This is a genomic window from Pyxidicoccus fallax, assembly GCF_012933655.1.
GTDB classification, from domain to species: Bacteria; Myxococcota; Myxococcia; order Myxococcales; family Myxococcaceae; genus Myxococcus; species Myxococcus fallax.
Window position 1 is genome coordinate 1 of sequence record NZ_JABBJJ010000095.1, and the last position, 20,542, is coordinate 20,542.

Genomic DNA, 20,542 nt, shown 5'->3' on the forward strand with positions numbered 1-20,542 from the left:
CAGTCGTGGGAGGCGGGCTGGGCGGGCTGGCGGTGGCGGCGCTGCTGGCGCGTGGAGGCTGCGCGGTGACGGTGTACGAGCGCGCGAAGCACTTCGGAGGCCGGGCGCAGACCTCGGACGTGGAGGGCTTCCGCTTCAACCTCGGCCCGCACGCGCTGTACCGCGGCGGAGCGGCGATGCGGGTGCTCACCGGGCTGGGCGTGAAGCCCACGGGCGGCATTCCTGGGGGCACGGGCTCCTTCGCCCTGCGCGCGGGCCGGCTGCACACGCTGCCTCGCGGCCCCGTGTCGCTGATGACGACGGACGTGCTCTCGCTCGCCGGCAAGCTGGAATTGGCGCGTCTGCTCGCCGGGATTGGCCGCGTGGACGCGCGGGCGCTGGCGCGCATGTCGATGCGCGAGTGGCTGGACTCCCGCCTGTCCCGCGAGGATGCCCGGGCGCTCGTCGGCGCGCTGACGCGGGTGTCGTCCTATTGCGCGGACCTCGATGCGCTGAGCGCGGAGGTCGCGGTGTCGCAGCTCCAGATGGCGCTCGCCGACAACGTGCTCTACGTGGACGGTGGCTGGAGCACGCTGGTGGAAGCGCTGGAGGCCCGGGCCCGCGAGGCGGGCGTCCGGCTGGAGACCTCCTCGCGCGTCGAAGCGGTGGTTCTCAGCGGCCACGGACCGGGTGCGCACGTGGAGGGCCTGCGGCTCGCGGATGGCACCGTGCGCGCGGCGGACGTGGTGGTGATGACGGGGAGCCCCGGCGACGTGGCGGCGCTGGTGCCCGGGGACGCGGTGCTCGCGCGCGAGGCGGCGGACGCGGTGCCCGTGAAGGCCGCGACCCTGGAACTCGGCCTGTCGGAACTGCCGAGGCCGGACGCGCTGTTCGCGCTCGGGGTGGACGGGCCATGGTACGTGTCGGTGCACTCGGCGTCCGCGAAGCTGGCGCCCGGAGGCGGCGCGATGGTGCACGTGATGAAGTACCTGACCGGCGCGGACGCCCGCGCGAGCGAGGCGGACCTGGAGGCGGTGATGGATGTGCTGCAGCCCGGCTGGAGGATGCACGTGGTGGCCCGGCGCTTCCGGCCCACGCTGGGGGTGAGCCACCTGCTGCCGACGGCGAGGATGGGCGGCCTGTCGGGACGCCCCGCCGCGGAGGTGCCGCACGTGAGCGGCCTGTACCGGGTGGGAGATTGGGTGGGGGACGAGGGCATGCTCGCCGACGCGTCCTTCGCCAGCGCCGAGTCCGTGGCGCGCTCCGTCCTCCAGGGCCAGCAGTCGGAGACCCGGCGCGCGGTGGGGGCATAGCGAATGGTGGACGCGGGGCACGGAGCGGTGGAGGCGGCGGCGCGGGCGCATGAGCGCTTCCTCTGGGGACTCTGCTACCGGATGACGGGCGTGGCGGCGGACGCGGACGACCTCGTGCAGGAGACGTACGCGCGGGCGCTGGCCTCACCCCCGGAGCGGAAGGAAGAGCTGCGCCCCTGGCTGACGCGGGTGGCGGTGAACCTGGCGAGGGACCACCTGCGCCGCCGCAAGCGCGAGGACTACGTGGGCCCGTGGCTCCCGTCTCCCGTGGACACGAGCGACACCGAGCCGCCGCCGGGAGTGGAAGCGCGGCTGCCGGGAGGTGGCTCGACGGAGGGCCGCTACGAGCTGCTGGAGAGCGTCTCCTTTGCCTTCCTCCTGGCGCTGGAGGCGCTGGCGCCGAAGCAGCGGGCGGTGCTGCTGCTGCGCGACGTGTTCGACTACTCGGTGCGCGAGGTGGCCGAGGCGCTGAACATGTCCGAGGTCCATGTGAAGGTGGTGCACCACCGCGCCCGCGCGGCCATGGCGGAGTACGACCGGGCCCGCTGTGTCCCCACGAGAGACTTGCAGGAGCGCACGCGCGCGGCGCTGGAGGCTTTCATGGGCGCGCTGATGTCGGGCGACGTGGCGGCGGCGGAGGCGCTGCTGTCCGACGACGTGCGCGCTGTGACGGACGGCAACGGCCAGGTGCGTGCGGCCCATGTGCCGGTGGTGGGCGCGCGGCGCGTGCTCACCTTCCTCACCCGGCTCATGGAGCTGCGCGGCCCGCCGATGGCGGCGGAGGTCCAGCTGCTCAACGGACTGCCCGCGCTGGTGGCGACGTATCCGGAGGACCCGAAGGACCCCCTGATGCCCACGCGCATGGTGATGTGGGGGGCGCTGGCGGCGGACGGGCGCATCACGCAAATCAACTCGGTGCTCACGCCCCGCAAGCTCGAGGGCCTGCGCATGCCCGCGCTCAGTGAGGAGGACGGCGGGCGATGATGAGCTCGCTCATGCCCCGCAGCCGCTGTACCCGGCGCACGACCTCGAAGCCGGTCTGCTGCACGAGCAGGTGCGTCTCCCGGTTGAGGCGGCACCCTCCCGTCACCCGCTTCCACGCGGGGGTGAGCAGGTCCTGCGTGGTGGCGAGCCCCGCCGTCGGCGCGCGCACGTGCTCCAGCATGCGCAGCTCGCCGCCGGGGCGCAGCACGCGGAACACCTCGGCCAGCGCTCGCGCCGGCGCGTCCACGCTGCAGAAGACGAGGCTGGACACCACCCCGTCGAAGGACATGTCGGGGAAGGGGAGCGCCTCCACGCTGGCGTGAAGCAGCTCCGCCTCCGGGCGCCGCCGCCGGGCGCGCTCGAGCGCCTCGGCGTCCACGTCGATGGCGGTGACGGACGTCACGGTGGCCGGGTAGCCCGGCAGCGCCAGCCCGGTGCCCGTGCCTACCTCCAGCACGCGGCCGGACAGGCCGCGCACCAGCTTCCTCCGGGCCTCCGTGAGCCCGAGCCACCCGAGCGGGGCCATCACCGCGTCATACGCGAGCGCCTTCATGCCCCGCTCCGTGCGCTACCGCGCCGCGCCGACGGGCTTGGTGCTGCCGCCCGAGGACGACGGCGGCATCGGCGCGGTCCGCGCGGGCACGCGCCGCACCAGGCCCCAGATGCCGTAGGCCACCAGCGCGATGCACCCGTACTGCGCCGGGGTGAGGTTGAAGTAGCGCGCGTCCACGTAGGACATGTCCTGGGCGCGCAGCCTGTCGAAGTAGAAGCGGCAGACGGCGTACAGGAGCGCCGTCAGCGGCAGCAGCCGGCCCTGCAGCTTCCCCGCGTTGCGCAGGGCGTACAGCAGCCCGCTGATGGCGAAGAGGGCAATGGCGTCGTACAGGCCCAGGTCGTGCCGCGCCCCGCCGGGGAAGTTCACCGCGAGGAAGAAGTCCGTCAGCACGCCCGGGTGGTCATGCACCGCGAAGCAGCCCAGGCGGGCCACCGCCCAGCCGGGCGCCACCCCCAGCGCGAAGCAGTCCGCGTAGTCGTTGAAGCGCAGCTTCCGGATGCGGAAGAACACCACCGCCGCCAGGATGCCGCCAACCAGTCCGCCGAAGGACGACAGCCCGTCCCACACCTTCAGCAGCTGGAAGGGGCTCTTGGACATCTCCTCCGGGTGGTAGAAGAGCAGGTGCACCAGGTGTCCGACGACGACACCGGTGAGCACGCCCCACATCGCGTAGTCGGCCAGCGGCGTCGGGTCCAGCTTCTCCCGCTCCGCCGCGCGGACGAGCAGGCGAGCGGCCAGCAGGATGCCCAGTGCCACGAAGATGCCGAAGGGCTCGATGGTGACGGGCCCCAGGTGGATGGAGGGCGGTTTCCAATAGGGAATCACGGCGGAAGGCTCCAGAACGGGCGAACGTCCCCCCCTTTATCCGGGCAGAGGGACGGTGGCGAACAATTGTGGGGACGCGGACTTTCCCGTCCCCGCCGCGTCCCTCCCACTCCGCGGGTCCGGTGGAGGACACCCTCCTTGTGTGCCTCCTGGCACTCTTCTCGTACCTGGGAGGGAATCACAGCCACTTCCGGACGTTCGGGGAAGACCCGGGAAGAACGAATCAGGGGGTCCCACGCGTCTACTACAGGAAATCCTTGGTTTTTTGTCAGGCCCCTCCTGTCCAATCGCACTGTGGGCCGGGACTTCGGAGAACGAGGTGATGGCATGACGCGGCTAGGGGAAAGCCACCACACACCGGACGCGCCTGGGTGCGCGGGGGCGGTGTGTGTCCCCGCGCGGCTGTCAGCCTCACCCACCACGGTGGGCGCGCCGCCACGGGCGCGGTCCACCCCTGTCGGGAGCACGTCGCCACGAGCGCGCTCCCATTGTCCCCGCCGCTCGCGAGAGGCACCGCGCGCGGCGGGCGCTGAACTGGTGCCGGAGGCCCTCGCCTCTCGCGTCCGGCGTTGCGAGGTAGTCCAAGGAGTACACCACCCATGAAGTCCTACCTGTTGGTTCCAAAGGAATCCATCGAGACGCAGGCGCGCGTGGGGCCGCGCGGCACGGAGCAGGGCGAGCGCGTGCTGCCGCGCACCACCGCGCTGCGCTTCGCCGTGGCGAACAAGGCCCCCGACACGCTGTCGGCGCTCGGCCTGCGCTCGGCCACGCTGCCCGGCATGCGCCCGCAGGTGAGCGGGAAGGAAGACCGCGCGCGCGGAAAGAAGAAGGGCGCGAAGATGGAGAAGGGCGTCAAGGCCGGCACGCGCGGGGCGGACTCGTCCACCATGCCCATGCCGGGCGCCACCGTGGCGGAGCAGACGGGCGCGGAGCCGGGCAGCTACCGGTTCATGCCGCTCATCGGCGCCACCATGGCCCACTTCTACGAGGACGCCGCCGAGAAGCAGGCCCGCGGCGAGCTGGAGCGCGACTTCGAGTTCATCCCCGACATCGTGCCCCTCTCCTTCCCCGGACCGGTGTCCGCCGGACAGACGGGGCCGCGCAACCGCGGCATGTCCTCGCTCGCCGAGCGTGAGTGGCCCGACGAGTGCGGCGTGCCCCTGGCCCATGCCCAGGGCATCCGCGGCGCCGGCGTCATGCTCGGCATCCTGGACACCGGCGTGGACGCGGACCACCCCGAGCACGCCGCCCGCGTCATCCAGTTCCGCTACGTCTCGCTGTTCCCCAACTCGCCGCACAATCCGGCCCGTGACATCCGCGGCTTCGACCCGGACGGCCACGGCACCCACGTGTGCGGCATCGCCGCGGGTGTGCACCACGGCGTCGCCCCGGAGGTCGACCTCTATGTCGCCTCCGTCATCGAATCGGAGACCATCCGCACCAGCCTCGGCCGCGTCGCCGCCGGCATGGAGTGGCTGCTGCATCAGTTCAGCCGCCCTGAAAACTCCACCCGGCCCGCCGTGGTGAACCTGTCGCTGGGCTTCCCGCTCAACCCGCCGCCGGGCATTTCCGAGGCCGACTACAACCTCAACCTGCGCGCCCTGCAGACCATGATTCGTCGCCTGCTCGACAGCAACGTCCTGCCTGTTGTCGCGGCAGGCAACAGTGGACCGGACACGGTTGGTTATCCAGCCGCCTTTCCGGAGTCACTCGCCGTTGGCGCAGTCGACTTCGAGCGCAACGTGGCCACTTTCTCCGCGAGCGGGGCGGTGGGTAGGCGCATCGTCCCCGACGTCATGGGTTACGGGGTAAACGTGTATTCGTCCACAGAGCGTCGCTGCAACAACCAGGCGTTCTACGAGCGAATGAGTGGCACGAGCATGGCGGCGCCTTATGTAGCGGGTATTGCAGCGTTGTATCGTTGCCGTGCCCCTGACTTGACGGCGCTCGAGGTGCGGGATTTGATCCTGGCCAATGCGGTCAAGCTCCCTCGCTCGGCGACACACCGGACGGGCAAGGGCCTGGCCGTGTTCAGGTGACGGTGGTGGGTTGATGCCGGGGTCGGCGCCAGATGAGCGCCGGACCCGGGGGAGGATGAGGCCATGAGCAGGAAGAATGGCGAGCTGGGGAACGACTTCGCCGAAGGTGTGCCCCGGCTGTCCTCGAGCGTGCGTCCGCTCCCGGGCGCCGCGAGCTTGGAGATGCAGCCCGAGTGGATTGACGTCACGGTCATGCCCCGTGAGGCACCCGTGTCGCCGCGCGGGCGCACCTCTCCCAGGCCGGTGGTCCGCTCCAGGGCGGAGATACACCAGTCCGGTCTGGCCGAGAGCGCGCGCTTCCACCAGAGCTTCATGCGATGGCTCGAGGAGCGGCACCTCCTGGGCTCCGTGCGCTCGGTGAGTGAGCCGGGCTCATTGCCCATGCTCCACCTGCGCTGCGCCCCGCGCGTGCTGGACCAGCTGCGCCGTGCGCCGGAGTTCGAGGCGGGCACCATGATGCCCCTCAAGCTCATCTAAGCGGTGGGTGCCCCTCGCCATGCACCCCTGGTCTGGGCCCCCCTCCGAGCGTAGGGAGGGCTGCCCGGGTGGCTTCGCGGCCACCTCTCGGCGGCGCTCTTCGCGCCGCCCGTTCGAAGCGGTCCCGCCCCGTCGTTCCCGCCACGGTGAACCGACGTCAGGTCCGCTTCTTCCTGATTAACTTAGAAACTCGGGATTGTCCCGCCAACTGGCCACTGCCGTGGAGTCGGAGGTGGCCGTTCAGGGGTCGACACCGCGTGCGGAAAGGGCTGGATTTGGCTCTTGCTCCCTCTGACGCGGAGGGTGGTGGGAGCGCACGGGCGGCGAAGGATGGGCCACGGGGGGCGGCGGGAGCACCGGTGCCCGGGTGAGCACCGGTCCCACCCGCGTGCTCAGGGCACGTAGGCGATGCAGTCGATTTCCACGCGCAGGCCTTCCTCGGGCAGCGCGGAGACCTGGACGGTGGTGCGCGCGGGGCGGTGCCCGGCGAAGACGCGCTCGTAGACGGCGTTCATCCGGGGGAACTCCTTCATGTCCGTGAGGAAGACGCCGCAGCGCAGGACGTGCTGGAGGCTGGAGCCGCCGGCCACGAGGATGCGCTCCAGGTTGCGCAGCACCTGCTCCGTCTGCGCCTCGATGCCCTCGGCCTGCTTGCCGGTGGCGGGGTCCGTGGCGGCCTGCCCGGAGATGAAGAGCAGCCGGTCCAGCTGCATGCCGGGTGAGTAGGGGCCCACGGGCTTGGGCAGGTTGGGCGCGACGATGGGCTGATGCTTCGGCGACGTCATGGGCGGGCTCCTCCTCGGTTCGGTGCGCCCGAGTGATAGCGGAGTCCCGGCCCGGGCGCCTCCTCAGCCGTGGGGCTGCGGCTCCTCCCGGGGCGCCGCCCGCGAGAAGGCCGCATCGAGCAGCCCCAGCACCCGCGCGCGGTACTCCTCCGGCGCGGCGGCCAGGGCGCGCGTGTGCTTCGCCTCCGGTACCACCCACAGCGAGCACTGCTCCCTCGGCAGCGGGCACGCGGCCATGAGGCGCTCGCCCATGGAGGACGGGGTGATGGAGTCCTTCGTGCCGTAGATGAGCAGCACCGCGTGGGTCCCCTGGATGTCGCGGGCGCGCGCCACCGGGCGCAGCTTCGCCAGCAGCCGGGGCATGAGCACGTTGCTCGCCTTCAGCACGGCGAACGCCACCTTGTAGCGGTGCCAGTACTCATCCAGCGTGGTGAAGGGGCACTCCAGCACCGCCGCGGACAGGCCATGGCCCTCGTGGCTCAGCGCGCACACCACCCAGGCCGCGCCGAAGGACACGCCGAGCCCCGCCACCGGCAGCCCCGGCGCCAGCTTCCGCGCGCCTCGCGCCGCCGCGAGCACGTCCTCCGGGTAGAGCAGGTCCGCGTCCGGGCTCTCGCCGAAGCCGTTGAAGTCGAAGAGCAGCACGTTGAGGCCGCCCTCGCGCAGCATCCGCGCGTGGCCGTGCCTCAGGTAGAAGCCCTTGGCCTCCACGCCCATCGGGTGCGCGCACACCACCGTGCCGCGCGCGGGTCCGGAGAGGGATTCTCCATACAGCCCCACGAGCGTCCCGCCCCGCCCGTTGTCCAGGTCCACGCGCCGCCAGGACGCCTGCTCCGATTCGGCCTCCGCGGGCCAGACCCAGGGCTTCTGGTAGCGGCTGAAGAAGGGCTTCTTGAGGAGGGAGTAGGCATTCATCCGGGAGGCTCCGGCGTGCGTTGAGAGAACAGTAAACAGAACGCGCGAGGCCGCCATCCTTCCCCACGGGATGACCCAAGAATCCGGGGGCCGAGAAGATTTGCGGCCGCCCCCGTTCACATCGGCGAGGGGGCTCTCCAGTCACAGAACGTACTTCGGCCCTCTATCCGTTCGGTTCCTTTCCAGAGGGCATCATGAGCGTTCACGCGACGAGCAGCGGCCTGTCCGCCGCGCAGGTTCCTCCATCCCTGATGACACCGGCCCCCAGCCTCCGAGCCGTCTGGCTCGCCTCGCGAGCCCTGCCCGGTGGGACGAGCGAAGTGTCGCTGGCCGACGGAACGCGGCTGGCGCTGGATGCCGTCGCGCCCGAGCGCGCGCGGGAGTACCTCACGCGCGCCAGCGAGGATGCGCTGGTGGTAGCCTTCCTGGACGAGCCCGCGGACGGGCAGCCCTCGGCGCCGCTGCGGCTGTTGCGCGATGACCCGCGCTTCGAGCGCACGCGCATCTTCCTCTTGGGGACGAGCCCGCGCCTCTTGTCGGCGGGAGGGCTGGGCGACCTGGACGTGGAGGCCGTCATCGACGCGGAGTCGCTCGGCGCCGGGGGCCTGGCGCGGGCGGTGGAGCAGGGGCTGCGCGCGCACCGGGCGCTGGGCTCCAACCCGCTGATTCCGCGCTTCTATCTCAACGCCACCTTCAACAAGGTCTTCGACTGGTTCGAGAACACCCGCTGGACGTGGTCCGACCTGGGGGACTTCTCGAAGGTGGACCGCTCGCTGCTGAGCGACGAGGAAATCGAGCTCCTGAAGGAGTCCGCCATCATCGAGTTCGGCACGCTGCCGGGCGCGCACAACTTCCTGCGCGAGTGGGGCGACGAGTACAGCTTCTCGTCGTGGGCGCTGTCGTGGGGCGCGGAGGAGTCGCGGCACTCGCTGGTGCAGTGTCGCTACCTGGAGGCGCTGGGCATCTCCGTGCCGGCCAAGCACGCCATGTACAAGCGCGAGCCCTATCCCATGGGGAAGGACCGAGCGGGCACGCTGATGATGAACATCATCTCCGAGGCTCGCGCCGCCGAGTACTACAAGACGCTGGCCAGCCAGACGCGCGAGCCCGTGCTGCGCGACATCTGGACGATTCTCGGCCGTGACGAGGGCCGCCACGCGCGCGCCTTCCTCGTCTTCTGCAAGGAGCTGTGCGAGCTGGACCGCTCGCACCTGAACGCGGCGCTGCGGATGGCGTACGTGTGGCTCGCGGACCGGAGCGACGGCGTGAAGCACCCGGCCGGCCACTTCTATCCGCACTCGACCTCCGCCACGGGGCTGCGCCAGGTGGAGAAGTCTCACCAGGGAGTGACGGACCGCGCGGACGCGCGCGTCTTCGCCATGCTGCGCGGGCTCACCGGCGACGCGGGCCTGCGCACGGTGAAGGACTTGAAGCGCACGCTGCGGGAGCTCGTCTGACATGGACGGTGACTCCCACCGCGCGCCGCCGCCGGACCCCGCCGCGTACGGCAACTGCTTCGGCTGCGCTCCGGGCAACGTGCGCGGCCTGCGCCTGACGTTCCGCCACGACGAGGCGGGACGCATCTCCACCGACGTGTGCCTGGGGCGGGACTTCGAGTCGTTCCCCGGCATCATCCACGGCGGCATCGTCGCCACCGTGCTGGACGAGGTGCTGGCCCGCGCCTCGCTCCATGCGTGCCGCCTGCCGTCGATGACGGTGGGTCTGCGCCTTCGCTACGTGAAGGCGACGAGGACGGGCCAGCCGTACGTGGCCATCGCCGAGGTGCAGTCGCGAGACGGCGACCTGGTACGCCTGACGGGGCGGCTGGAGAGCGCGACGGACGGTCTCGTCGCCGTCGCGGACGCGACGTTCATGCTCCTGGATCCGGCGCGGATGGACGCGGCCCGGCAGGGGCTGCCGGAAGAAACCCTTGAGAGCTTCAAACGCTACATGCGCGAGGTGACGTGATGCGGGACGACATCATCCAGATTCTGAGTGCGGAGCTGGGCATGCCCGGCGAGGAGCTGACGCAGGACGTGCACCTGCGGGGCGTCGCGGGGATGGACTCCATGAAGGTGCTCTCCATCATCCTCAAGGTGGAGAAGCGGTTCGGCATCGAGATTCCGGACGACGCCACCTTCCGGCTGGAGACGGTGGGGCAGTTCACCGAGCTGGTCGAGTCGCTCGCGGCGCCGCTCCAGAAGGCCAGCTAGGGCTCCGAGGTGGAACGCCAATGACGACTCCGCGCGCCGAGAACTTCTCCGTCCCGCTCCAGCGGGGTGACACCCTGGTGGAGATGTTGCGCCAGTCCGCCCTGGCCCACCCCGAGGCGGGCATCCGCCTGCTGAGCGGGGGCGAGGAGGTGGAATGGCTGCCGCTCGAACAGCTGTACCTGGACGCGGGGCGGCTGGCGACGGGCCTGCTGAACGAGGCGGGCGTGAGGCCTGGAGACAGGGTGGCGCTGCTGCTGCCCACGTCGGGCGAGAGCATCCGGGGCCTGTTCGGCGTGCTGGCCGCGGGCGCCGTGCCGGTACCGCTACCGCCGCCGATGCCCTTCTCCAACCCGGAGCGCTACCTGGAGCGCACGCGCGGAGCCATGGCGCGCTCCGACATCCGCCTGCTGCTGGGGCCCTCCTCTCACGAGGGCTTCCTGGAGATGCTGCGGGGAGACATGGGCGACGGGGTGCGCACGCGCACGCTGGAGCCACTGATGGAGTCGACGCCCACGTGGCAGAGCGTGTCAACGGACGCTCCGGCGCTCATCCAGTACACGTCCGGCAGCACCACGGCGCCGAAGGGCGCGGTGCTCACGCATCGCAACCTGCTGTCCAACGTGGAGGCGATTCGGCGCGGGCTGCGGATGACCTCGAAGGACGTGGGGTGCGTGTGGCTGCCGCTCTTCCATGACATGGGGCTCATCGGCTGCCTGCTGGCGTCCGTCTACGTGGGCATCCACCTGGTGATGACGTCGCCGGAGAACTTCGTGCTGGACCCGGAGGGGTGGCTGGAGCTCTTCGGCCGGTACAAGGGGACCATCGCCCCGGCGCCGAACGCGGGCTACCTGCACTGCGTGAAGAAGGTGGGCGCGGAGGCGGTGAAGAGGCTGGACCTGTCCTCGTGGCGGCTGGCGCTGATGGGCGCGGAGGCGGTGGACCCCGTGACGGTGAGGCGCTTCTGCGAGCACTTCGCGCCCGCCGGCTTCCGTCCGGAGTCGGTGATGCCCGTGTACGGGCTGGCGGAGGCGTCGCTCGCGGTGACGTTCAGCGAGCTGGACACGCCGCTGCGCACGCTGTCGGTGGCTCGCACGGAGCTCGGCCAGGGCGTGGTGGAGCCGATGCAGCCGGGCCACCCGGATGCACGCGAGGTGGTGTCCGTGGGCACGCCCGTCCACGACACGCAGGTGCGGGTGCTGGACGCGCGGGGCGAGGACGCGGAGGCGGGAAGGGTGGGGGAGATTCACGTCCGGGGCGGCAGTGTGATGCAGGGGTATGACCGGAACCCGGATGCCAGCGGCGCGGCCTTCCGCGACGGCTGGCTGGCCACGGGGGACCTGGGCTTCCTGCACGAGGGACGGCTGTACGTGGTGGGCCGCCAGAAGGAAGTCATCATCTTCAACGGCAACAACTACTACGCCACCGACGTGGAGGCCGTGGCGCGACAGGTGCCCGGCGTGCGCGAGGCCCTGGCGGTGGGCGTGCAACTGGAGGGCACGGAGGGGCTGGTGGTGCTGGTGGAGACGCGCGAGCGGGACGAGGCGCCGCGCAAGAAGCTGGTGGCCACCGTGCGCGAAACGGTGTCGTCGACGCTCGGCATCTCACCGAAGGACGTGGTGCTGGTGGAGCGTGGGCGGATTCCGCGGACCTCCAGCGGGAAGCTGGAGCGGCACAAGGCTCGAACGCTCTACGAAGAGTGGCTCGCCGAGCAAGGCACGCGGTGACAACCCGAAGCTCCCGGGAGGATGCTCCGGCGTCATGGCCGCGAAGAAGTCACGCGTCGAGGAGCTGGAGCGCTTCCACCCGGACGCCGTCGAGACTCCAGAACAGGCGGACCACCTCACGTTGAAGTGCCCGGAAGCGGAGCTGTACCCGGAGCCCCCGCGGCACTGACAACCGTGCACCCGGTGACCGCCACCCGCGCCGCGCACTGTGCGCTCCGCTGCACACGCGTGAAGTCACACTCCGTGGGGCATCCCCAGGAAAACCGCGCACCTGGCGCTTCGACGCGGCGAGGCACGGAGGTTGCGTTGGAGCCCCTCCATGCACACGGCGATGAGGTCTTCCACGGTAGCAAGGTATGCGCGGACCCCTGGCGGCATCCCCGGCGCGAGTGGTCTGCACTTCGAGCTGTTCTCCTCGGCCGACACCCTGCCGGACGCGGACTGGCGCGCGGTGGTGGATGCCGAGCACGTCTTCCTCCAGCCCGCGTACCTGCGAGCGCTGGAGCGCAGCCGGCCCGAGCGCATGACGTTCTGCTACGCGCTCTTCCGGGAAGCAGGACGTCCAGTGGCGGTGGCGAGCTTCCAGTGCGTGGACTTCGGCATGGACTGCTTCGGACCCAACCTGGTGCCGGAGGATGACGCGCCAGGGACGTCCCACTTCGTGCGCGCGCAGCTCAAGCGCGTGCTGGGGCACATGCGGGTGCGCGTGCTCATCTGCGGCAACCTCTTCGTGTGCGGGCCGCATGGCTTCGCGCACCGGCCGGAGGTCGACGCGGAGCGTGCGTGGGCCGCGCTGGCGGAAGCAGTGGACGTCCTCCAGGCGCGCGAGCGGGCGAAGATGGTGCTCGTGAAGGACCTGGCGCCCGAGGCACTGGGCGCCACGCGGGCCCTGGAACGCGCGGGGCTGGAGCGGGTGCGGGTGGAGCCCACGATGGTGCTGCCGGTGCGGCCCTCGTGGAAGCGGTTCGAGGACTACCTCGGAGACCTCACGACGAAGTACCGCGCGCAGGCCCGCCGGGCGCGGCGCCAGTTCGAGGGCGTGGAGCGCAGGTCCCTGAGCGCGGGTGACATCGCCGCGCTCGCGCCCCGGGTGGAGGCGCTCTACGGCGCGGTCCACCAGCGCTCGCCGCTGCGTCCCTCGCGCGTGAGCGCGTCCTACTTCGTGCACCTCAAGGAGGCGCTGGGCGAGGCCTTCGACTTCATGGGCTACTTCGAGGGCGGAGAGCTGCGCGCCTTCAACACGCGCCTGCGCTCGGGCGATGAGCTGGAGGGCTACTACCTGGGCCTGGACTACGCGCACAACGAGCGGCTGGCGCTCTACTTCAACGCGCTCCTGGACGACGTGGAGCACGGCATCCTCACCGGCGCGCGCCGCATCCAGATGGGCCGCACGTCCCTGGAGCGCAAGAGCGCGCTGGGCGCCGAGCCGCTGGACCTGAACCTCTTCACCCGTCATCGCGAGCCGCTGCTGGTCCCTCTGGCCCGGAGCCTCCTGCCGCTGGTGCAGCCGAAGTGGACCGCCCGCCACCCCTTCAAGGAGCACGCATGAAGCGTCACCTGCCGACGGTGCTCATGGTGCTGGGACTGGTGGCGACGCTGCTGATGTTGCGACCGCTCGCGACGGGAGCGCTGCCGGCGCTCGAGACGGTGCGCGCCTCGGGGCCACAGGGGGCGGTGCTGTTCAGCCTCGTGTACAGCGTGGCCACGCTGCTGCTCCTGCCCACCACGCCCTTCACCGTCGTGGCCGGAGTGCTCTACGGCCCGTGGGGCGGCGCGGCGCTGCTGATGCTGCTCAGCCTCGGCGTGGACCTCGTGGCCTTCTACCTCGCCCGCCTCGGGCGGGGGCCCTTCGCGCGCCTGAAGGAGCGCTTCCCGGGGCTGGCCCGGCTCGACGAGGCGCTGGGGAAGGGCGGCTTCCTCGCGGTGTGCCTGCTGCGCCTGTCACCGCTGGCCCCCTATGGCGCGCTCAACTACGCGCTGGGCCTCACGCGCGTGAGCCCGGCCGCGTTCCTCGCGGGCACGGCGGTGGGGAGCCTGCCGGCCACGATGCTCTTCCTCCTGCTGGGGCATGGAGCGGCGGGCGTGGTGGCGGGAGGTGGCGGCTCCCTGGGCCTGTGGGCGACGGTGGTGCTCACGGTGCTGAGCGCGGTGGGGCTCGCAGCGTGGGCGCGGAAGCGGCTGGCCTCCGCGCCCGCTCTGGAAGGAACCGTCAGGGCGTGACGAGGCGGCCCAGGAACAGGATGGCGCCGGTGGCGCGGTCGCGGATGAGGAAGACGAAGGGGCGGTCCAGGTTCAGCTCGGACGAGGCGGCCCGCTCACCGAGCACCACCGCCGTCGCGGCCTGCGCCTCGGTGCCCTTCTCGTCCACGTGGATGAAGGCCTGGTGGACCACCGTCTTGATTTGCAGGGCGGCCTCCTTCGTCATGGCCGAGAAGTCCGCGTCACCGTAGGCCTTGGCCAGGCCGAGCTCCTGCAGGGGCCTGTCGAGGTTGGCATTGCCCCGAATCTCGAAGGCCGGCATCGACAGCGAGACCTTGTCGTCGGAGAGCGAGGCGATGGCGTTCGCGAGGAGGTCCGCGTCGAGCGAGGCCTCGAAGGCCGCGAGCTGTCCGGCGGGCGGCGCGAGAATCACCATGGACAGCGCGTCACCGTCATACGGCAGCTCGACCACGTCCACGCCGTTCAGCCGGGCCGCGCGCAGCTCCATTTCCGGGGAGCGCAGGGTGCGCACCAGCGTCTGCGTCCCGTCGGCGCCGTGGAACGGGCGGTCGGCGGTGAGCTTCTCGTCGAACGCCTGCTTCCAGGAGGCCTTGAAGGACAGGGCATTCACCAGGACGACCCGGACCGACGCGTCGATGTCCTGCTCCGACAGCAGCTCCGGGATGCGGTGCTCCGTGCGGGTGTCGACCCAGCGGTTGATTTCCTGCCGTGAGCGCTCGTGTTCCCGGGCGAAGTCCAGCAGCCGCACGTCGGCGCCGTACTCGCGGGCCATGACGTCCAGGAAGGGTGTCTCCATCCCGAGCCCCGTCTGCACGAAGAGCTGCTGGGTGCTGGTGAGCTCCTCATGGCGGCCCAGCTCGCGGTCCAGGTGGTTCATGGCCCGGTGGAACGCGTCCGGCGCGAGCGAGATGTTCAGCGTCTGCTCGAAGGCCTCTTTCGTTTCGCCAACGGCGCCCGCGTACGTCATCGAGAGCGCGCTGGAGATGCTGTACGGCGACAGGAAGACATCGTCCCCGCCAGGAGGGGCCACCTTCTTGTAGAGGTCGAGCGCGAATTGCGTATGGCCGAGCACCGCCGCATCGAGGTCCGCGCGCGGAGCCGCGTCCGTGCTGCGCGCCAGGGAGCTCGCCACGCGCTCGCCGGGGGCTTCCGCGGAAGCCGGAGCCTGCTGCGTCTCGCCGCAAGCCAGGAGTCCCACCGCCGCCAGCGCCAGGGCCGCATCCTTCCAACTTCGGGTCATCGTTCCTCCAGGAGGTCAGGTGTTGCCCGCGGCGGATGAGCACGACGGATGCCGGGGGCTCGCGCGAAGGAATTCGGGCACCTGGGCGCGAGGACCCTCTTGGAAATCCGTGACGGCCTCAGAATCTCGAAACGCTGTTACGGAGTAGAGACAATCTTCAGGCTGTCCTCGGTGAGCGCCACCAGGCGCCTGCCGTCACCGGACACCTTGAGCTGACCGTCGCGGATGCCCGCGGTGCTGTTCCCCAGGCGGAGCGTGCCGAGCGCCGCGCCGTCGCGGTCATATATCCAGACATCCGCCGGCCCGGTCCGCGTGTACGCGCTGCCATAGACGCGCTCGTCCACGTCGATGACCAGCCCGTTGGGCGGTGCGCCCGCGTGAAGGCTCGGCAGCGGACCCTCGGGTCCCCTGTTGAGGACCTGGAACTCGTACGGAGGACCCGACGCCACGTAGATGCGGGTGCCGCTCGGGTTGACGGCCACGGCGGTTGCGTCCGCGCTCAGCTCCTCGTGCGGGATGACGCTCAGGTCGTCGTGGCTGAAGAACCCCAGGAAGTAGCAGCGGGACGGACCACAGGAATCCTGGGTACAGGCACCCAGGGTGCAGAACGTGTAGGGGTTCAGGGAGGCGCTCAGCGTATCCCGAGCCGCGAAGGGGGAGCTGGTGGGCAGCCGCGCTCCGGTGTCCGCGTCGTAGATGTGTCCATCTCCCGCGATGAGGAGCCCCACTCCGCTCGGTCGAACGTAGGTGAGGTTCTGGGAGGTGCCTGTGTCGAGGCCCCACCGCGTCCCCGGGGTGAGTGTGCTCAGGCGGATGGGCACCACCTGACGGGCGTCCCCGTCGACGACATACAACACGGAGCCATCGCTGCTCACCGCCATCCCGCCCAGGCCCAGGCCACCCGACGCGGTGCCAAGGCCGTCCAGCGTGGCGACCCGGGCGCCTGTGTAGAGGTTGTGGACGAAGAGCGTGGCGCCGTCGTGCACGTAGGCGTAGGGCCGGATGGGGTCGACCTCGACGGCCCGGAAGACGGAAGGCACGGTGACGGGGTTGACCGCGTCGCTCGCGCCCACCCAGAAGCCCACCTGGAGGGTGTGCTCATTCACCGTTTCGAGGGAGCGGACGGTGACGGTCGCCACATGGACGATATCGGGCGCAAGCCCGGCGGGGTTGGCCGTCAGCGTCAGGTTGCTTCCCGTGGTCCCTCGTGGAGTGACGGACAGCCAGTCCTGGTTGGCGCTCGCGGTCCAGGTGGTCGTCTTCGAGCCGCTGCCCTCCAGGATGGGAATCGACTCCGAGAGCCGGCTCCGGGACGGAGTGCGCATCAGGGCCACGCCGTACCTGTTCACCCGCAACTGGTTCAGGTGGTGCCGCAGCTCGGCCTGGCGCACCTGGGTGAGCGTCTGGCCCTCCACCGTGGCGGTGAAGGTGACGGTGGCCCGGTACTCGCCAGGGGGAAGGTCGGTCTCGTCCACGAAGGCTTCCAGCGGCGCCGTGGGATTGGGTTGGGTGGTGCCCGCCATCGCGCTCAGCTTCAGCCACCGGGGCCCGTCGCCATGGTCGATGGTGGCGGTCCACGGGGAGGCGGTGGCCACTGGCATCGTGACGAAGAGCTGCCGGCGCGGGTGGACGCCGTCGACCTTGTCGGCGAAGCGCAGCTCCTCGCCGGCCACCTGGAGGTACGGCAGGCTCTTCGTGAGCCTCACGTGGACGGGCCAGGTCTGGAGTGTCTCGGCATCGGAGATGAAGACGTCGGCGAGGTGAGTGCCCTCGGGGAGCGTGTTGGGCTCCACGCTCAGCATGAGGGTGGCCGGCGTCTGGCCGCTGCTGGCGCTGAGCTTGAGCCACTTCTGGTTCGTCTCTGCCTTCCAGCTCCTCTCGAAACCCTGAAGCTCGATGGGAACGGCGGGAGGGGGGACGTCTCCGACGACCTGATGGAAGGTCCGATCGTGGGGGATGCCGTTGTCAATCCGGAGGCGACCCTTGATGGAGTAGGTGACGGGGATGGTCGCCGGACTGCCTGGGAAGTGGTGCTTGCAGTCCGCGTCCTCACAAGCGGCGATGACCACCACGTCTTGATGGGTGTCACCGCCGCGGGTGGGCTGCTTCGGATAGACCTTGATGGGAGACGGGTTGGTCAGGGGCGCTTCCACCCGCTGCAGACCATTGTTGGTGTGGACCAGCGAGAGGAAGACGCGCTGGTCCTCCCCGAGGTTCAGCAGCTGTCCGGTGAGCAGCTTCGGCGCGGGCTCGCTGTAGTCTCCTTCCGTCGCCTCGAAGCTCAGGCTGGAGGGCTCCACCGTCAGGCGGACCTCCTCGCTGCACGCGCTCGACAGGATGAGCGACAGGCCCAGCACGAGCAGGCTCGTGCCCCTACACTTCCCCCTCAGGGTGTTCATTACGTCCTCGGCTCGTCGCGGCGGCCCGGGCCACACGCGGAGCGCGGGACGCTAGCATGTCGGGGGTGGTTGCAACCGCCACCCGCTCGCAGCGTCGCCTACTCACGCGCCCTGGGCTCCCGTTGGATTTCGTGCAACGGCGCGGGGCATGAGCCCGCGCCGGTATCGCATGGTCGACGTGCGAGCAGGGGAGCAGGCGATGACCCAGTCCCGTTCGCACCGAGCGTGACAATGCATTGGCGCCCCAGTTTTCCACACGAGGGCGGCAATGGACGGGCTTCGAGCGGGAGCAGTGGTGTTCCTCGCATGCGCGAGCGTGCTGGGAGCAGGCCCCACATGGGCGCAGGAGCCCGCGGAGGAGGGACCGGAAGGGGTCCTCTCGGAGGAGGCGCTGGAGGCGCTGCTCGACTCACCCACGGCGCAGCCGGAGAGTGACGCGCTGTCCACGCCGTCCTTCGGGCCCGAGCAGCTCGCGCCGTACTTCGCGGAAGGGAACCTGGCCAAGGCCAAGGCGCAGTTCGACTGGGGCCGCTACGCGCGCGCCCGCGCCCTGCTGGCCGGGGAGGAGCAGACACCCCCGGTGCGCTTCCTGAAGGCGCAGAGCGCGCTGCTCGCCAGGGACTACGCCGTCGCGGCCGAGGAGTTCGCCGCGCTGGCCAACGACTACGCGCCCCTGAAGGACCACTGCCTGCTGCGGGCGGCCCAGGCCCACGAGAAGCTGCGCAGGTGGGAGCTGGCCGCCGGGCATTACCGCGAGGTGAGCCCGGGCTCGCCGCTCTACCCGGAGGCGCGCTTCAGCCTGTCGCGCGTGCTCCAGCGGCGCGGGGACATCCCTGGCGCGCTGGCCGCGCTCCAGGAGCTCATCGACAGCCGCCAGTCGCGCGGGCCGGACGCGCTGCGCATGAAGGCGCTGCTGGCCATCTGCGACCTGGCTCGCGCGCAGGGGCAGTACAACGCCGAGCACCGCGCGCTGCTGGAGGTCTGGGCGACGAGCCCGCTGTCCGTCGAGGCGCAGCGCGCCGCGCAGCGGCTGAAGGGGCTGCCGCTGCCCCTCAAGTGGCGGGTGCGCCGCGCCGAGGCGCTGGTGGAGCTGCACCGCAACCACGCGGGCATGGACATGCTGAGCGGGGTGCTGCGCAGCGTGGACCTGCCGGACGAGCTGGCGTGCCGCGCGCACCTCACCTACGGCCGGGCGCTGCGCAAGGAGCGGCAGCACCGCCGGGCCATCCAGATGCTGGCGCCCATGGTGGAGCAGTGCAACTCGCCGGAGTACCGGCCCCAGGCGCTCTACGTGCTGGGCTACTCGCAGTCGGTGGTGGACCCGAAGTCGGCCATCACCACGTATGCCACGCTCGCGCGCGACTACCCGGAGCATGGCTACGCGGATGACGCGCTCTTCTTCTCGGCGTGGTTCCTCCAGCGCACCGGCGACACGGACGCCGCGATGGCGCGCTACGAGGAGACGGCCCGTCGCTACCCCGGTGGCAACTTCGCGTCGGAAGCGCTGTTCCGCGCGTTCTGGCTGCACACGCGCCGCGATGAGCCCGAGGCCGCGCTGGCCGCGCTGAAGGCGGTGGAGCAACTCCCCGAGGCGGCGCGGACGGATGAGGCGCTCTGGCGCGCGCGGTACTGGACGGCGCGCATGCAGGAGGGAGGGCCCAACGCGGCGGAGGCGTTCGCCGCGTACGAACTCCTCGCCGCCGAGCGCCCGGCCGCGTGGTACGGGCTGCTGGCCCGCTCACGGCTGGCGATGCTCGCTCCGGAGCGGCTCGCGCGTGCGCGCTCCTCGGTGGAGGGCACGGGCGGCTCCGGCAAGTCGGATGGGACTGTCGAGTTGGTCGCCGCGGCCGGAAAGCCCGGTGGGAGCGTCGGGACCACCGCGTCGGCCGGCAATCCGGGCAGCGGCGCTCTTTCGGAGACCCTCACGGCCGTCTCCACGACCGGTGCCGCCGCCGCGCTGCCCGGGGCGCAGGGGTCGCGAGCGGGGACGGGGAGTCCTGTCGCGACCCTCGCCTCGACGTCCGGCAAGCCCGTGAAGCAGGCCGGAGGTGTCGCCAAGGCCGTCGCCGTCGAGCCGGGTGAGCCCGTCGAGGTCTGGCCGCTTCCTCCCGGTCCGCTCCAGAAGGACGCGCGCTTCGCGGCGGGCGTGGAGTTGCTGCGGATGGGGCTGCCCGGCGCCGTGGAGGAGTTCCTCGCGGTGGACACCCGCGCGCTGCCAGAGGCCCCGGCGCGGCTGCTCTACCAGACGGTGTTGCGCACGGGCCGTCGCAAGGCCGCGAGGCACGTGGCCCGCTCCGCCCTGCGCCAGGAGATCCACGGCCCGCTGAACGCCGAGTCTCGCCCCATCTGGGAGGCCACCTGGCCGCGCGCCTACCGCAACCTCATCGAGCGCTATGCCCGCGCCCACCGCGTGGACCCCGACCTGCTGCAGGGGCTCATCCGCGAGGAGAGCCGCTTCAACCCGAGGGCGCGCTCGTCCACCGGAGCGCTGGGCCTCGCCCAGCTCATGCCTGCCACGGCGCGGCAGGTGGCGGACTCACTGGACCTGCCCACGGTGAGCGAGGCCGCGCTCCTCCAGCCCGCGGACAACGTCCGCCTGGGCGCGGCCTATCTCGGCCAGCTCGTGAAGCACTTCGGGGGCAACGTGGCCTACGCGGTGGCGGCCTACAACGCGGGCCCTCGCGCGGTGGAGCGCTGGCGGCACGCGCTGCCCCAGGCCGAGCTGGACGAGTGGGTGGAGCACATCACCTTCGACGAGACGCGCGACTACGTGAAGAAGGTGCTCGGCAGCTACAGCGCCTACAAGCTCCTCTACGCGAACGAGCCCGCCGTGCTGCGCAACCTCCGCGTGGACGACGTCAGCGTGCGCTGAA

At 71.0% G+C, this 20,542-nt stretch carries 18 protein-coding genes; 12 read left to right on the top strand and 6 right to left on the bottom strand.

From position 1 onward, the window contains the following. Both HG543_RS20990 and HG543_RS20995 read left to right on the top strand, forming a co-directional pair. Positions 1–1,292: phytoene desaturase family protein (locus HG543_RS20990; protein WP_169346596.1), on the top strand; the 1,292-nt coding region annotated here is incomplete at its 5' end. 3 nt (positions 1,293–1,295) lie between these two features. Further along, positions 1,296–2,276: a sigma-70 family RNA polymerase sigma factor gene (locus tag HG543_RS20995; RefSeq protein ID WP_169346597.1), complete on the top strand. Its 981-nt coding sequence runs from the start codon at positions 1,296–1,298 to the stop codon at positions 2,274–2,276. On the opposite strand, the gene HG543_RS21000 is transcribed toward HG543_RS20995, so the two are convergent. Together HG543_RS21000 and HG543_RS21005 are read right to left on the bottom strand one after the other, a co-directional pair. Beyond that, positions 2,251–2,829, bottom strand: coding sequence for a class I SAM-dependent methyltransferase (locus HG543_RS21000; RefSeq protein WP_169346598.1), 579 nt, complete (start codon positions 2,827–2,829; stop codon positions 2,251–2,253). The two genes, HG543_RS20995 and HG543_RS21000, sit on opposite strands and share 26 nt — an antisense overlap. 15 nt (positions 2,830–2,844) lie before the next feature. After that, positions 2,845–3,657 (bottom strand): prolipoprotein diacylglyceryl transferase family protein, encoded by an 813-nt coding sequence (locus tag HG543_RS21005; RefSeq protein ID WP_169346599.1) that lies wholly within the window; start codon positions 3,655–3,657, stop codon positions 2,845–2,847. A gap of 599 nt (positions 3,658–4,256) precedes the next feature. Between HG543_RS21005 and popC the strand changes: the two genes are divergently transcribed. Both popC and popD read left to right on the top strand, forming a co-directional pair. Continuing rightward, complete coding sequence (gene popC, locus HG543_RS21010) at positions 4,257–5,696, top strand: subtilisin-like protease PopC (protein WP_169346600.1); 1,440 nt, start codon at positions 4,257–4,259, stop codon at positions 5,694–5,696. Between the two features lie 63 nt (positions 5,697–5,759). Next, positions 5,760–6,173 carry a PopC secretion inhibitor PopD gene (popD, locus tag HG543_RS21015; protein ID WP_169346601.1) on the top strand — a complete coding sequence of 138 codons (414 nt, stop codon included), beginning with the start codon at positions 5,760–5,762 and terminating at the stop codon, positions 6,171–6,173. 392 nt (positions 6,174–6,565) lie between these two features. Here the strand turns inward: popD and HG543_RS21020 are convergent, their stop codons facing one another. Together HG543_RS21020 and HG543_RS21025 are read right to left on the bottom strand one after the other, a co-directional pair. After that, the gene (locus HG543_RS21020; RefSeq protein ID WP_169346602.1) at positions 6,566–6,958 is read right to left on the bottom strand and encodes a RidA family protein; all 393 of its coding nucleotides are present in this window, start codon (positions 6,956–6,958) and stop codon (positions 6,566–6,568) included. Positions 6,959–7,021: 63 nt separating this feature from the next. After that, positions 7,022–7,873 (bottom strand): alpha/beta hydrolase, encoded by an 852-nt coding sequence (locus tag HG543_RS21025; protein WP_169346603.1) that lies wholly within the window; start codon positions 7,871–7,873, stop codon positions 7,022–7,024. 194 nt (positions 7,874–8,067) lie between these two features. Between HG543_RS21025 and HG543_RS21030 the strand changes: the two genes are divergently transcribed. The 7 genes from HG543_RS21030 (at position 8,068) to HG543_RS21055 (ending at position 14,030) form a co-directional block, all read left to right on the top strand. Continuing rightward, positions 8,068–9,330 carry a ferritin-like domain-containing protein gene (locus tag HG543_RS21030; RefSeq protein WP_169346604.1) on the top strand — a complete coding sequence of 421 codons (1,263 nt, stop codon included), beginning with the start codon at positions 8,068–8,070 and terminating at the stop codon, positions 9,328–9,330. Between the two features lies 1 nt (position 9,331). Further along, positions 9,332–9,841, top strand: coding sequence for a PaaI family thioesterase (locus HG543_RS21035; protein WP_169346605.1), 510 nt, complete (start codon positions 9,332–9,334; stop codon positions 9,839–9,841). Beyond that, positions 9,841–10,086 (top strand): acyl carrier protein, encoded by a 246-nt coding sequence (locus tag HG543_RS21040; RefSeq protein WP_169346606.1) that lies wholly within the window; start codon positions 9,841–9,843, stop codon positions 10,084–10,086. Before HG543_RS21035 ends, HG543_RS21040 begins: the two co-directional genes overlap by 1 nt. 20 nt (positions 10,087–10,106) lie before the next feature. Next, positions 10,107–11,810 carry a fatty acyl-AMP ligase gene (locus HG543_RS21045; protein WP_169346607.1) on the top strand — a complete coding sequence of 568 codons (1,704 nt, stop codon included), beginning with the start codon at positions 10,107–10,109 and terminating at the stop codon, positions 11,808–11,810. A gap of 34 nt (positions 11,811–11,844) precedes the next feature. Continuing rightward, positions 11,845–11,979 carry a hypothetical protein gene (locus HG543_RS56375; protein ID WP_281404436.1) on the top strand — a complete coding sequence of 45 codons (135 nt, stop codon included), beginning with the start codon at positions 11,845–11,847 and terminating at the stop codon, positions 11,977–11,979. A gap of 150 nt (positions 11,980–12,129) precedes the next feature. Further along, positions 12,130–13,359, top strand: a complete 1,230-nt coding sequence (locus tag HG543_RS21050) for a GNAT family N-acetyltransferase (protein ID WP_169346608.1) — start codon at positions 12,130–12,132, stop codon at positions 13,357–13,359. Next, positions 13,356–14,030, top strand: a complete 675-nt coding sequence (locus HG543_RS21055; protein WP_169346609.1) for a TVP38/TMEM64 family protein — start codon at positions 13,356–13,358, stop codon at positions 14,028–14,030. The genes HG543_RS21050 and HG543_RS21055 overlap by 4 nt, the downstream gene beginning before the upstream one ends. Here HG543_RS21055 and HG543_RS21060 read toward each other — a convergent pair. Together HG543_RS21060 and HG543_RS21065 are read right to left on the bottom strand one after the other, a co-directional pair. After that, positions 14,020–15,270 (bottom strand): serpin family protein, encoded by a 1,251-nt coding sequence (locus HG543_RS21060; RefSeq protein ID WP_169346610.1) that lies wholly within the window; start codon positions 15,268–15,270, stop codon positions 14,020–14,022. The genes HG543_RS21055 and HG543_RS21060 overlap by 11 nt on opposite strands. Before the next feature lie 137 nt (positions 15,271–15,407). Further along, entirely contained in the window at positions 15,408–17,669 is a 2,262-nt protein-coding gene (locus HG543_RS21065; protein WP_169346611.1) for a BACON domain-containing protein, read from the bottom strand. A gap of 268 nt (positions 17,670–17,937) precedes the next feature. Here HG543_RS21065 and HG543_RS21070 point away from each other — a divergent pair, with 268 nt between their 5' ends. Next, positions 17,938–20,541: a lytic transglycosylase domain-containing protein gene (locus HG543_RS21070; protein WP_246357194.1), complete on the top strand. Its 2,604-nt coding sequence runs from the start codon at positions 17,938–17,940 to the stop codon at positions 20,539–20,541. Position 20,542: the final 1 nt, after the last annotated feature.

What these genes read in the sequence shown, in the direction of transcription:
- HG543_RS21045 (WP_169346607.1), top strand. Translation starts at nt 10,107, where the DNA reads ATGACGACTCCGCGCGCCGAGAACTTCTCCGTCCCGCTCCAGCGGGGT.
- HG543_RS21060 (WP_169346610.1), bottom strand. Translation starts at nt 15,270, where the DNA reads ATGACCCGAAGTTGGAAGGATGCGGCCCTGGCGCTGGCGGCGGTGGGA.
- HG543_RS21065 (WP_169346611.1), bottom strand. Translation starts at nt 17,669, where the DNA reads ATGAACACCCTGAGGGGGAAGTGTAGGGGCACGAGCCTGCTCGTGCTG.
- popC (WP_169346600.1), top strand. Translation starts at nt 4,257, where the DNA reads ATGAAGTCCTACCTGTTGGTTCCAAAGGAATCCATCGAGACGCAGGCG.
- HG543_RS21025 (WP_169346603.1), bottom strand. Translation starts at nt 7,873, where the DNA reads ATGAATGCCTACTCCCTCCTCAAGAAGCCCTTCTTCAGCCGCTACCAG.
- HG543_RS20995 (WP_169346597.1), top strand. Translation starts at nt 1,296, where the DNA reads ATGGTGGACGCGGGGCACGGAGCGGTGGAGGCGGCGGCGCGGGCGCAT.
- HG543_RS56375 (WP_281404436.1), top strand. Translation starts at nt 11,845, where the DNA reads ATGGCCGCGAAGAAGTCACGCGTCGAGGAGCTGGAGCGCTTCCACCCG.
- HG543_RS21000 (WP_169346598.1), bottom strand. Translation starts at nt 2,829, where the DNA reads ATGAAGGCGCTCGCGTATGACGCGGTGATGGCCCCGCTCGGGTGGCTC.
- HG543_RS21050 (WP_169346608.1), top strand. Translation starts at nt 12,130, where the DNA reads ATGCACACGGCGATGAGGTCTTCCACGGTAGCAAGGTATGCGCGGACC.
- HG543_RS21040 (WP_169346606.1), top strand. Translation starts at nt 9,841, where the DNA reads ATGCGGGACGACATCATCCAGATTCTGAGTGCGGAGCTGGGCATGCCC.
- HG543_RS21030 (WP_169346604.1), top strand. Translation starts at nt 8,068, where the DNA reads ATGAGCGTTCACGCGACGAGCAGCGGCCTGTCCGCCGCGCAGGTTCCT.
- HG543_RS21070 (WP_246357194.1), top strand. Translation starts at nt 17,938, where the DNA reads ATGGACGGGCTTCGAGCGGGAGCAGTGGTGTTCCTCGCATGCGCGAGC.
- HG543_RS21055 (WP_169346609.1), top strand. Translation starts at nt 13,356, where the DNA reads ATGAAGCGTCACCTGCCGACGGTGCTCATGGTGCTGGGACTGGTGGCG.
- HG543_RS21035 (WP_169346605.1), top strand. Translation starts at nt 9,332, where the DNA reads ATGGACGGTGACTCCCACCGCGCGCCGCCGCCGGACCCCGCCGCGTAC.
- HG543_RS21020 (WP_169346602.1), bottom strand. Translation starts at nt 6,958, where the DNA reads ATGACGTCGCCGAAGCATCAGCCCATCGTCGCGCCCAACCTGCCCAAG.
- popD (WP_169346601.1), top strand. Translation starts at nt 5,760, where the DNA reads ATGAGCAGGAAGAATGGCGAGCTGGGGAACGACTTCGCCGAAGGTGTG.